The organism is Brevundimonas sp., assembly GCF_041648115.1.
In the GTDB taxonomy this organism is placed as follows: domain Bacteria; phylum Pseudomonadota; class Alphaproteobacteria; order Caulobacterales; family Caulobacteraceae; genus Brevundimonas.
Map to the genome: position 1 here is coordinate 168,423 of NZ_JBAZPR010000009.1, position 10,013 is coordinate 178,435.

The following is a 10,013-nucleotide window of genomic DNA, read 5'->3' on the forward strand; positions in this document are numbered from 1 at the left end:
ACGAAGTATTCACAGGCTGTGAAGCGTTCTAACCTTCCTTGACCAGACAATAGGTTAACGACCGCAAACCTGCGGGACCGCTGCCAGAACGCTGAAATGCGGGGATAATCCGAACTCGGACCAAGGCATCGCGCGAGCCACCACCGGATGGGCGGGTGGAAAGCCCTGCTAACGGACCTCAAGTAGGCCAAAGGCCGATAGGCCCAGTAAAAAAGTATGCCAGACGGCCTGTAAGCCGGGTTTTGTTCCGTTCCGAGGCTTAAAGCCTTGGATCGGCGACGATCATTCCTCTGGACCGTCCATTGCTGAACGGTTCTCGCGACCTACCCGGACATCTGAGGCGGTGAGCCCCGCGAGGCGAACCTCGCGCGATGTCCCTATTTGGTCTTGCTCCAGGCGGGGCTTGCCATGCCGTCCCTGTTGCCAGGCACGCGGTGGGCTCTTACCCCACCCTTTCACCCTTACCGGCCTCGCGAGGCCGGAGGTTTGCTTTCTGTGGCGCTATCCCTCGGGTCGCCCCGGGCGGAAGTTATCCGCCGCCTTTTCACCGTGGAGCCCGGACTTTCCTCGACAAGGACGAACCCTGCCGCGACCGCCCAGCCGTCTGGCGCGCGCTAGATGCGCCGCCGCGCCGCCGAGGTCAACCAACGGATGCGGCGGCAGGTGAAATGGCGTATGGTCTGCGCATGGCCGAACCCGCAGCGAACATCGCCAGTCATGAAACACCGGAGCAGCGTGAGCGCCGCCTCGCTCATGAGCGCTGCCTGCTCGCCGAAGCCTATGCAGACATCGCCGCCGGACGCTTTATCGAAGGCGAAGAGGCCGAGAAATGGCTGGAAGCTGAAATCGCCTGGGCTAACGCCGCCTCTCGCTGAATGCGTCGCAACACTCTGATCGTCACCGAGCGGGCGCGTCGTGACCTCGACCAAGCCAAGACCTGGCTGACCCAACCCGGTAGCGGTTTACGTGGCCGATCACGCTACGCGGCTCTACTGGAAGCGATGAATGGTCTGAAGGCGGCGCCCAACCGCTGGCCTTTTGGTGACAATGCAAACGTCCGCGAGCGAGTCTGCGAAAGCTACCGCTTTTTCTATGAATGGAGCGAGGAAGCTCGCATCGTAACGATCTTGAGAATCTACGGCCCCTTCCAGGACCGCGCGGACCTCTAGTTCAGCACGCCCGTTACGCTCTCGGCGCTGGCGAGTTGGAGCAGGCCGACCAGGCGTGCGCGGGTTTCGCCGTCGGCGACGCCGTCGACGCGGCTTGGGCGCCAGTGGCGCTGGAAGGCGCGGACGGCGGTTTCGGTCTCGGCGTCGTAGTCGCCGCCGGGTTTCAGCCCGTAACCCAGACGGTGCAGGCCGGCGCGCAGGACCATGGCGCCGATGCCTTGATCTCCCTTTTGCAACAGGCCGCCCAGGGCCTGGATCCGTTCGGGGGCCGGTTCGAACCACAGGCCATGACCGGCCTCGGCCAGTTGCTTCCAGGGGAAGAGTTCGCCGGGATCGGTCTTGCGATCGGGCGCCAGGTCGGAATGGGCGATGATGCGGTTGTCGGGGATGGTCCAGCGGCTGCGGATGTCGTCGATCAAGGCGATGACCGCCGCGACCTGAGCCTCGGGAAAGGCGCGATAGCCGAACTCATGGCCGGGATTGACGATCTCTATGCCGATGGAGGCGGCGTTGCAGTCGTCTTCGCCTTGCCAGAGGCCGCGACCGGCGTGCCAGGCGCGGCGCTCCTCGGGGACCAGCTGGAAGATGCGGCCGTCTTCCTCGACCAGATAGTGGGCCGAGACCTTGGCGTCGGGGTCGCGCAGGCGAGCCAGCGCGGCCTCGCCCGTCTGCATGCCGGTATAATGCAGCACCAGCATGTCGGGCGGCGCACGGCGCGCGTCGAAGTTGGGCGAAGGCGCGTCGATGTAGGAGGTCATGGGAGGGGCCGGCTCAGCGGCCGTTGCGTTCCCAGCCATAGGCGACCCAGGCGCCGTCCACCTTGTGCGCCTCGATCAGGTCGGGATCGCCGTTGCGGCGGCGCGGCGTCGTGTTGCGGCGGGTGCGCATGACCAGTCCGACCAGGAAGACCAGCACGCCTGCGATCAAGGCGATCACGGCCACCGCTGCGGCAGTGACGACGGCCAGCACCGCGCCCACGGCCATGGCGCAGACGGCGGCGATCATGCCGGCGACCCACATGACGGAGGCCACGAGGCCGTTGGGACGGCGGCGCGCGGTGAAACCGATGGTGGCGAGACGTTCAGGCTGGAACATGGATCATCCTTTCAGGCGACCCGAGGAACGCCTGACATGCAATGTCGGTCCATCGGGGCCTGCGGTCAATGCACCGCGACGCACGGTCGCGTGTGCCGCGGACTTGGAGCCTGATGGGCATCAGGCTACAAGATTCTTGCCGGAGCGAAATCTGAGCCGAGTTGAACTGCATCCAACCCAACCGATTTCGCCCTGTTCAAAACATCGGCTGATCGGCCAGGACCACGGCGCCCTCGCCGCGCATACGGTCGCTTTCGACGCGGCGCATCACGGCCTGGGCCTGGGGATCGGCCATGACGCCGCCCAGCATGACCAGGGCCTTGGCCGCCTCGGTCTGGACGCCGAACATTTCCGACAGGGCCTCGAACGGCGACTGCTGCTTGGGGAAATGCTTGAAGCGGACGGGTTCATTGGACGGGATCTTCGCCAGTTCGCGCGCCTTGTTCACCGCCTCGGTGACGCCGCCCAGCTGATCGACCAGGCCCAGAGGCAGGGCCTGGGCCCCGGTCCAGACGCGGCCCTTGGCGATTTCGCGCACGCGGTCGGGCGACAATTTGCGGCCCGTCGCGACGCGGGCGATGAAGTCGTCGTAGATCCGGTCCATCGAGCCGGAGAAGGCCGCGCGCTGCTCCGGCGTGAACTCCTGCGTCGGCGAGAAGGCGTCGGCGTACTGGCCGCCCACCGTCAGCTCGCGCATGTCGACGCCGAAACGGCCCAGCGCATCGGCCAGCACGAACTTGCCGCCGAACACGCCGATCGAGCCGGTCAGGGTCGAGGGCTGGGCCACGATCCAGTCGGCTTCCGAACTGACCCAGTAACCGCCCGAGGCGGCGTAGGCGCCCATGGAGACCACCACCGGCTTGCCCGCCGCCCGCGCCGCGCGCACGGCGGCCAGGATCTGTTCCGAGGCTTCCGGCGAGCCGCCGGGCGAAGAGACGCGGAAGACGATGGCCTTCACACTCTTGTCCTCGATGGCGTCATAGATGGCCTCGGCCGTGTCGTCGGAATGGATGGTCGAACCGCCGCCGAAGCTTCCACCGCCACCGCGACCGGTGACGATGGCCCCCTCCCCGCCGACGATGGCGATGGCGTTCTTGCCCGAACCGGTCCGCTCGCCCTGCTGGCTGGCGTATTTGCCGAACTCGACGATCTCGGCGCCCTTGCCGGCACGCGCCTTGACGGCGATCTCGGCCTCTTCGACCTGGCCGACCTTGTCGATCAGACGGTTGGCCAGGGCCTCGGGCGCCGAATAGGGGCCGGCCTCGATGATCGTCTTCAGCGCCGGAGCCGTCGTCTTGCGATCCTTTGCGGCGTTGGCCAGGGCGCTGTCGTAGATGGACGTCATCCAGGCCGTCATGGCCTCGCGGTGCGGGCCGGTATAGTCGCTCTGGGTGTATTCGTTGACGGCGTTCTTGTACTCGTAACGCTGTTCGAAGTTCGGTTTGACGCCATATTTCTCGAAGGCGCGACCCAGGAACAGACTGTCCGCCGAGAAACCCGTGGCCTGGAAGCCGGCGGTGTTCTGCATCCATAGTTCGGACGCCGAGGCCCCGACCATATAGGTGGACATCACCGCGCCCGACGGCGCGAAACCCTGGCTGTGGGCGATGACCGGCTTGCCGGAGTTGCGGAAGCGGTGGATGGCCTGGCGCAGTTCATCGGCGGTCGCGGGCGTCATGCCGCTTTCCGGCAGACGGATCAGCAGGGCCTTGACGCTGTTGTCGCCCTGGGCCTGATGCAGGCCGTCCACGACCTGGGTCAGGGCCAAGCCCGAACCGCCGAAGGCGGCGAACGGATTGGACGACGGCTGGTCGCTGATCCCGCCGCGCAGGTCCAGTTCCAGCACCGTATTGGCCGGCGTCGTCGGCTTGGAAGACGAGGCGATGGCGACGGTCAGCAGCACCACCGGAATGACGACGACGAACAGGATCAACCCGGTGAAGACACCAAGGACCGTCAGGAAGAATTGCTTCATCGGTGGGGAAACGCGCGCTCGCAGGCCGGAAATGGCCGATCCAGCATAGGGGGACGCGGGCCGTCGTCAAATGAAGCTCGCGCAATATGCCCGCCGCGGCCCGTTCGCACCCGCAATGCGTTTGCTGCGGCGCGGTGCCCCGATTGATGCAGGCCTCGAAAATCCCTATATGAGCCGCCTGAGAGCGAGGGCCTGCGCCCCGCGTATATTTGGAGACCGGGCAATGCTGGTCACCCTGATGAAGTCCAAGCTGCACCGTGCGACGGTGACCCAGGCCGATCTCGATTACGAGGGATCGATCGCTATCGACATGGACCTGCTGGACGCGGCGGGCATCTATCCGCACGAACAGGTCGATGTGCTGAACATCACCAATGGCGCGCGCTTCACCACCTACGCCATCGAGGCCCCGCGCGGCTCACGCGTGATCGGCGTCAACGGCGCCGCCGCCCGCCTGGTGCAGAAGAACGACAAGGTCATCGTGGTCACCTATGGCCAGATGCCCCAGGAAGAAGCCCGCCAGTGGAACCCCAACGTGGTCCTGCTGGACGACGCCAACGAGATCAAACACGCCGGCTGAAGCCCTCTCCTCCCCATGAAATGGGGAGGGGGACCGCGCAGCGGTGGAGGGGCTCTTTCCGACCCACCGACCAACTAAAAAAGGCCCGCCGTCGCCGGCGGGCCTTTCTTCGTTTAGGCCGATGGGATCAGCGGGCGATGTCGTAAACGCCCGTGATGTCGATCCGCACCGTCAGTTCGCCGGCGGCGACCGGTGTGCTGTCGCGGCTTTCCATCGACATGGCGCGCGCGGCGAACATCGGCATCGGCGGCTGGGGCGTATAGCCGCCGCCTTCGGTCAGGTTGCGGATGCCCGACAGCTGGACGTTCAGCGACTGGGCGTACAGCTGGGCCTTGGCCTGCAGGTTGCGAACGGCCAGCTGGCGCGCCTGGTTCTCGGCTGCGGTCGGATCCTTCAGGCCGAAGCTGATGCCGTCGATCTGGTTGACGCCGGCGGCGACCACGGCGTCGGCCGTCGTGCCGACCTTGGTCAGGTCATTGATGACCACCGTCACGCGGTTGACCGCCTGATAGCCGCGCAGCTTGGGCGGTTCGTTCTGCACATAGTCGTATTGCGCCGACAGGTTCAGGCCCGAGGTCTGGATGTCGCGCTCGGCGATGCCGGCGCGGCGCAGGGCGGCGACGACGCGCGTCATCTGCGTGGCGTTGTCGCGCATGGCTTCCTGAGCCGTGACCGCCTCGGTCTGGACGCCGAAGGTGATGGTGGCCATGTCGGGCGCGGCCTTGACCTCGCCATAGGCCGACAGGTTCAGGGACGGCGCGGGCTGCATCATGTGCATGGCTCCCATCGAGGGTTCGGCCGTCTGGGCCATCGCGCGCGGCGTGGCGGCGGCCAGGAAGGCGGCGGCGGCGACCGCGCCGCCCAAGGCGATGGTCTTCAGCGACACGGTCTTCAGGGGGGCGGCGGCCAGGGTGCGGGTCATGCGGTCTTCTCCGTAAGCGATCAAGGACGGCGCGTTCGCCGATCCGTTGCAACGACCTTGGCCGTTCTCGCCTGAACGAACGCCCGTGCGCCCTGGCAGTTTCCGTTCATCTTCGTGAATTCGTCGAAAGATCGCCTTCTTGCCCGCCCCCGCTTGGCAAGCCGCGCCCGCGCCTGCTAGGCGAGACCCCTTCCGCCGAGGCGCGCCTTGGGGGCCTGTAGCTCAATGGTTAGAGCCGACCGCTCATAACGGTCTGGTTGGGGGTTCGAGTCCCTCCGGGCCTACCACTCCTATCGTTTTCCTAAGTGAAAACAATGCACCTAAGAGGTTTGACACTCAGGGTTTGACACGGGGTGTTCTCTTTTCGGCCTTTTGCAGCTTGGCGATCGCGGCGTCGGCAAGGCGCGTCTGTCCGCCGACTGCACATAGGTCTCGACCTCGTCCAAGCTGATGTGGCCCAGGACGGCGGCGATTTCCTTGGTCGTGGCGCCCGCCTCGGCCAGGCGCCGGCCGGCGGCCTTACGCAGGCCGTGGGGGGGGTGCGACCGGGGACGCCTGCGAGCGTCGCTCGCTCGACGAACCAGCTGGTGAAGCCGGCGGCCGAGAAGGGCTTGCCGTACTGGGTCAGGATGAAGGTCATAGCCTTGCCGTGGCGGGCGATCTCGGCCTTCAGCTTGGGGTGGATTGGAATCCAGATCGGGACGTCGGTCTTTTCCTGCATAACGGCGATGCGGCCGTTCTTCACATGCTGCTGGCCCATGCCGACGACGTCGGACCGACGGACACCCGTATAGAGCAGCAGATAGAGGGCGAGGCGTTCGCGCGTCCCCTGCCCCCAGTGATCCTCGAACCTCTGAATCTCGACTTCCGACCAAGGAATGAAGCCCTTGGACTTGCGCTTGCGGGCCTTGGTCTCGCGGACGGGGTTGTCTTTGCGCCAGCCCAGTTCGACAGCAACGGCGAAGGCCTTCATCAGCCGCTTGCGAAGATTACGCTGGGCACCCGGCTTGTCGGCCATCTGGTGGAAGATGGCGTTCAGATGCTGAGGCTCGATCGCGACGGCGGACCTGGCGCCGTATTTCGCGCGGAAACGATCAAGGATGTTTCGGTAGGTCTTTTGGGTTTGGGGTTCCAAGTCCAGGAAGTCGGCCGAGCGATAGTATTCGACCATGAGGTGGTTGATCGATCGCGGCTGAACCTTGGTAGCCGGATCAGGTTTGGGGACGCGACCGTGGGCCCGAGCATAGACATCCATGAACTCGGCCGAGCCCGGATCACCGGGCAGGCGAACAGTGACGTAACCCTTGCGCCGGTAATAGTGGCGGATGCGTCCGTGGCGGTCCTTGAACCGCTCGACATAGGCCAGTTCGATGGTCGCCATGTCGGTCATTGGGGCAGAACGTCATCCCATTCGTTCCGCCTGTCCCTCCCTGCCGCATCGACGTCCAGCCGCTCGCCCAGCACCAAGCGAAAGCCACCCTCCTTGGGGAAATCAACGGCAGCGACCTGATGGCCGCACTTCTCCATCACGACCATGGCGCGCTTGATGTCCGCCGCGGAGAAGGCCGCGCGGACCGTCATCCCAACACGGCCTCTGTGCTCGCCCCCAAATACGGAGGATCACATTCTGGCGGACGCTTCATCTAACAACTCCGAATTAGACCTTCGTTCCCGCCAGAACTTTCTGGCGGAGGCCGATGATCCTCCGATGTCGTCGTCTTCTCCCTACGCGAGAGGCATCCGGCTCGCAACAAGAAAAATATTCTAACTTGTTGTTTTATGTAAAGGAATTATCTGCGCAATCGATCCGCCCTCTAGAAAAATGCGTCTAGGGACAGGCCGAACTTCGACGTTCGTCTCCACCTTGCCCGCCATGGCTGCCTTGGCTGCGCAGGTCCATGTGCATGGTTCCTATCGAAATGTTCGGGCAAGCCGAGCGCAACCCTTCCTTGCTGGAGCGCATCGTTAGCCACAGTCGCCTTTCTCGAGTTGGCGACGCCCCAATCGTGACTGACGAGCGATGTGCGCCATTTCCCTGCACGCCGGAGAGCCCGACGAGAGTCACGTTAGTCATTCAAGTTGATAGTTGGCTGAAGGCTGAAAACCCGCTGATCGAGACGATCCGACAAATTTTTATCCAACAATACCAGCAGTTAGCGTCCACAGTCTGCCCCTCTCCAGTTAAGGGCGGACGTCGATGGATGCGTCCTGATTGACGCTGCCGGCATCGGACCAGGTCCGTTTTGATGTTGGAGTCATCGTTGGTGGCTATCGTGACTGAGCAGTCACGCCGATGGGTATCGTGACTCCAGCAATCCCGACACCGTCCGTGGGGACCGGCGACTGACATAACCTCAGTTGTGGAGGGTCGCGGCCCCAGCTAGTTATTGACGTATATGATGGGCGCAAATCGAGCCTCTGGGGGAACCACTTCGCATGACCGACGCAGCCGAAAGACCCGTCCTTATTGATCGGGTGGCGATCCATCGTCGGATTGAGCGGCTCGAGGCGTCCGCCGACATGAAGTCTCTGCTTGCTTCGCTCGTCGACAAGACGGTCGTCGTCGCCGGGAAACTCATCGACCTCGGCGCACGTGTCGTCGCCTTTGTGTTCGAGTTGGCCAAGGCGTACCCTGGCGTCGCCTTCGGCGTGGTCGCCGCCCTGGTGCTTTCCTATCTGATCGGCTCCATCCCCGGCATCGGACCGGTGCTTTCGCCGATCCTCACGCCATTGTTGCTCATCATCGGCATCAGCCTCGGCGCGCTCGACGACCTGACTGATGGCGGCATGCGCCATCGCCTGCAAAAACTGAGCGACGGCTTGCGCACCTCGGGGATTGCATGAGCAGGAAGCGCGCAGCGGTCCCTGAGATCGAAGTCTTCGGCGACGGCCTCGACTACGTCGTGGCCGACACGCTGAAGTTCAAACGCAAGCTGCGGATCGGCGAAGACGCCTACGCGCTCCTACGGGCGAAGAACGGCATACAGAGTCTATATGACGTGGGCGGCGTCGCCATGACCGCCGGCGCAGCCGCCGCCTCCCCCATTGTGGCGGGCACCTTTTTCGCCTCGTCGGCGGGATGGCTGTCGATCATCGGGATCGGCGCAGCGACAACGCCTATTGGTTGGGTGATCGCAGCAGCAGTGGCGACCGGCGGCGCCTACTATGGCGTCACCCGGCTTGTGCGGAAGCAGACGGACGCGATGGTCGACACCATTCCGCGCTTCATCAATACGCCGATCGATCTTCTAGGCATGGAGTTGTTCGACCTGATCGGCGCCTTGGCGGTGCGCGTCGCCTCCATCGACGGCGAAGTCGATCCGGCTGAACGCGAGGCCATAGCCCGCCATTTCACCGAGGAATGGGGATATGACCCCCTCTATGTTTCCGAGGCGCTCGATGTTCTGATCGCGAATACGGGCGACGTGTCGATCAAGGCGATCACCAAGTCTTTGGCCGAGTTCCAGGCCGCCAGTCCCGATTGTAACGGCGCCGCGATGCAGGCCGAGTTGCTCGTCTTCCTGCGCCAGGTCGTCGAGGCCGGCGGTCGTTTGGACGAGCGCGAGGAACTGGCGATGGATGGGATCGAGGCGGCCTTCCGGGCAGAACGCGCCCTCACCTTTGACAAGGTGAAGAAGTCCATCTCCGACATTGGCAGCCGCACAGGAGCGGCCGTCGCTCGGCTCAAACTGAAACCGGCCAACCGCCTGACGTAGGCCGTTTTCCGTATCCGGCTGAGCGCGATCGGAGATCAGGTTGAGAAGCGAAGGCACAACTCGAACTCACTTGGCGTCTTCGAGCCCCCCCACAGCATCAAGTTGGATCGGTTGGTTGCGGAGCGGCTTTTTCGGTGTGTATCGTGCTGCAGAAACTGCCCGGCCCGTCCGTTTCTGCAGCTAGTGTTCTCTGAACACGCCCCTCACGGGGCGACTAACGTCGCTCACATTATAGTGGCCAACGTTCCGCCTCGTGGCAGCGAGGCGGAACATTCTTAGGCGATTGACACGACTGACAAATTAGCTTCAACGCAGACGAACTGGTCGGAAAGAGATTTCGGCAGTAAGGATGCCGGCGCAGAAACTGCCCGGCCTGACCGTTCTGCGGCGAGTGTTCTCGAACACGCCCCTCACGGGGTCGCTCCGCTTCTGACGTGACCCCCGTTTCTCATCCAGCCATAACGAGAGTCCTTTGGTGATCTGAACTGGGGTTGGTGGGGTTGGCAAGAGGCCGGTCAGCGCAGCCTTCAACCAGCGCAGCGGACCGGCCGATTTT

Annotated in this window: 12 protein-coding genes, 1 tRNA gene and 1 other RNA gene; 6 read left to right on the top strand and 8 right to left on the bottom strand. The window is 64.1% G+C overall.

Annotated features, from left to right (window positions below):
- Window positions 1-215: 215 nt before the first annotated feature.
- Window positions 216-608, bottom strand: an RNA gene (rnpB, locus tag WC597_RS10145) — RNase P RNA component class A.
- Window positions 609-686: 78 nt separating this feature from the next.
- Between rnpB and WC597_RS10150 the strand changes: the two genes are divergently transcribed.
- Complete coding sequence (locus WC597_RS10150) at window positions 687-875, top strand: hypothetical protein (protein WP_372693208.1); 189 nt, start codon at window positions 687-689, stop codon at window positions 873-875.
- The gene (locus WC597_RS10155; RefSeq protein WP_372693209.1) at window positions 876-1,169 is read left to right on the top strand and encodes a type II toxin-antitoxin system RelE/ParE family toxin; all 294 of its coding nucleotides are present in this window, start codon (window positions 876-878) and stop codon (window positions 1,167-1,169) included.
- On the opposite strand, the gene WC597_RS10160 is transcribed toward WC597_RS10155, so the two are convergent.
- The 3 genes from WC597_RS10160 to sppA form a co-directional block, all read right to left on the bottom strand.
- Complete coding sequence (locus WC597_RS10160; protein WP_372693210.1) at window positions 1,166-1,927, bottom strand: N-acetylmuramoyl-L-alanine amidase; 762 nt, start codon at window positions 1,925-1,927, stop codon at window positions 1,166-1,168. The two genes, WC597_RS10155 and WC597_RS10160, sit on opposite strands and share 4 nt — an antisense overlap.
- Before the next feature lie 13 nt (window positions 1,928-1,940).
- Window positions 1,941-2,264, bottom strand: coding sequence for a hypothetical protein (locus WC597_RS10165; protein WP_159849615.1), 324 nt, complete (start codon window positions 2,262-2,264; stop codon window positions 1,941-1,943).
- Between the two features lie 196 nt (window positions 2,265-2,460).
- Entirely contained in the window at window positions 2,461-4,239 is a 1,779-nt protein-coding gene (gene sppA / locus WC597_RS10170; protein WP_372693211.1) for a signal peptide peptidase SppA, read from the bottom strand.
- A gap of 223 nt (window positions 4,240-4,462) precedes the next feature.
- Between sppA and panD the strand changes: the two genes are divergently transcribed.
- The gene (gene panD / locus WC597_RS10175) at window positions 4,463-4,819 is read left to right on the top strand and encodes an aspartate 1-decarboxylase (RefSeq protein WP_135194957.1); all 357 of its coding nucleotides are present in this window, start codon (window positions 4,463-4,465) and stop codon (window positions 4,817-4,819) included.
- Between the two features lie 127 nt (window positions 4,820-4,946).
- On the opposite strand, the gene WC597_RS10180 is transcribed toward panD, so the two are convergent.
- Window positions 4,947-5,741 carry an SIMPL domain-containing protein gene (locus tag WC597_RS10180; protein WP_372693212.1) on the bottom strand — a complete coding sequence of 265 codons (795 nt, stop codon included), beginning with the start codon at window positions 5,739-5,741 and terminating at the stop codon, window positions 4,947-4,949.
- A 211-nt stretch (window positions 5,742-5,952) separates the two neighbouring features.
- Between WC597_RS10180 and WC597_RS10185 the strand changes: the two genes are divergently transcribed.
- Window positions 5,953-6,028, top strand: a tRNA-Ile gene (locus tag WC597_RS10185).
- A 33-nt stretch (window positions 6,029-6,061) separates the two neighbouring features.
- Here WC597_RS10185 and WC597_RS10190 read toward each other — a convergent pair.
- Both WC597_RS10190 and WC597_RS10195 read right to left on the bottom strand, forming a co-directional pair.
- Complete coding sequence (locus tag WC597_RS10190; protein ID WP_372693213.1) at window positions 6,062-6,616, bottom strand: tyrosine-type recombinase/integrase; 555 nt, start codon at window positions 6,614-6,616, stop codon at window positions 6,062-6,064.
- Window positions 6,617-7,127: 511 nt separating this feature from the next.
- On the bottom strand, window positions 7,128-7,322 hold the full coding sequence (locus WC597_RS10195; protein ID WP_372693214.1) for a hypothetical protein: 195 nt from the start codon (window positions 7,320-7,322) through the stop codon (window positions 7,128-7,130).
- 855 nt (window positions 7,323-8,177) lie between these two features.
- On the opposite strand from WC597_RS10195, the gene WC597_RS10200 reads away from it, so the two are divergent.
- Window positions 8,178-8,585, top strand: a complete 408-nt coding sequence (locus WC597_RS10200; protein WP_372693215.1) for a hypothetical protein — start codon at window positions 8,178-8,180, stop codon at window positions 8,583-8,585.
- Window positions 8,582-9,457, top strand: coding sequence for a TerB family tellurite resistance protein (locus tag WC597_RS10205; protein ID WP_372693216.1), 876 nt, complete (start codon window positions 8,582-8,584; stop codon window positions 9,455-9,457). The genes WC597_RS10200 and WC597_RS10205 overlap by 4 nt, the downstream gene beginning before the upstream one ends.
- Before the next feature lie 306 nt (window positions 9,458-9,763).
- Here the strand turns inward: WC597_RS10205 and WC597_RS10210 are convergent.
- Window positions 9,764-10,013, bottom strand: a 250-nt coding sequence (locus WC597_RS10210; RefSeq protein ID WP_372693223.1) for a hypothetical protein, incomplete at its 5' end; no start/stop codon positions are given.

Excerpts from the sequence above, each read along its gene's own strand:
- WC597_RS10150 (WP_372693208.1), top strand. The coding sequence starts at position 687 with ATGGCCGAACCCGCAGCGAACATCGCCAGTCATGAAACACCGGAGCAG.
- WC597_RS10155 (WP_372693209.1), top strand. The coding sequence starts at position 876 with ATGCGTCGCAACACTCTGATCGTCACCGAGCGGGCGCGTCGTGACCTC.
- WC597_RS10160 (WP_372693210.1), bottom strand. The coding sequence starts at position 1,927 with ATGACCTCCTACATCGACGCGCCTTCGCCCAACTTCGACGCGCGCCGT.
- WC597_RS10165 (WP_159849615.1), bottom strand. The coding sequence starts at position 2,264 with ATGTTCCAGCCTGAACGTCTCGCCACCATCGGTTTCACCGCGCGCCGC.
- sppA (WP_372693211.1), bottom strand. The coding sequence starts at position 4,239 with ATGAAGCAATTCTTCCTGACGGTCCTTGGTGTCTTCACCGGGTTGATC.
- panD (WP_135194957.1), top strand. The coding sequence starts at position 4,463 with ATGCTGGTCACCCTGATGAAGTCCAAGCTGCACCGTGCGACGGTGACC.
- WC597_RS10180 (WP_372693212.1), bottom strand. The coding sequence starts at position 5,741 with ATGACCCGCACCCTGGCCGCCGCCCCCCTGAAGACCGTGTCGCTGAAG.
- WC597_RS10195 (WP_372693214.1), bottom strand. The coding sequence starts at position 7,322 with ATGACGGTCCGCGCGGCCTTCTCCGCGGCGGACATCAAGCGCGCCATG.
- WC597_RS10200 (WP_372693215.1), top strand. The coding sequence starts at position 8,178 with ATGACCGACGCAGCCGAAAGACCCGTCCTTATTGATCGGGTGGCGATC.
- WC597_RS10205 (WP_372693216.1), top strand. The coding sequence starts at position 8,582 with ATGAGCAGGAAGCGCGCAGCGGTCCCTGAGATCGAAGTCTTCGGCGAC.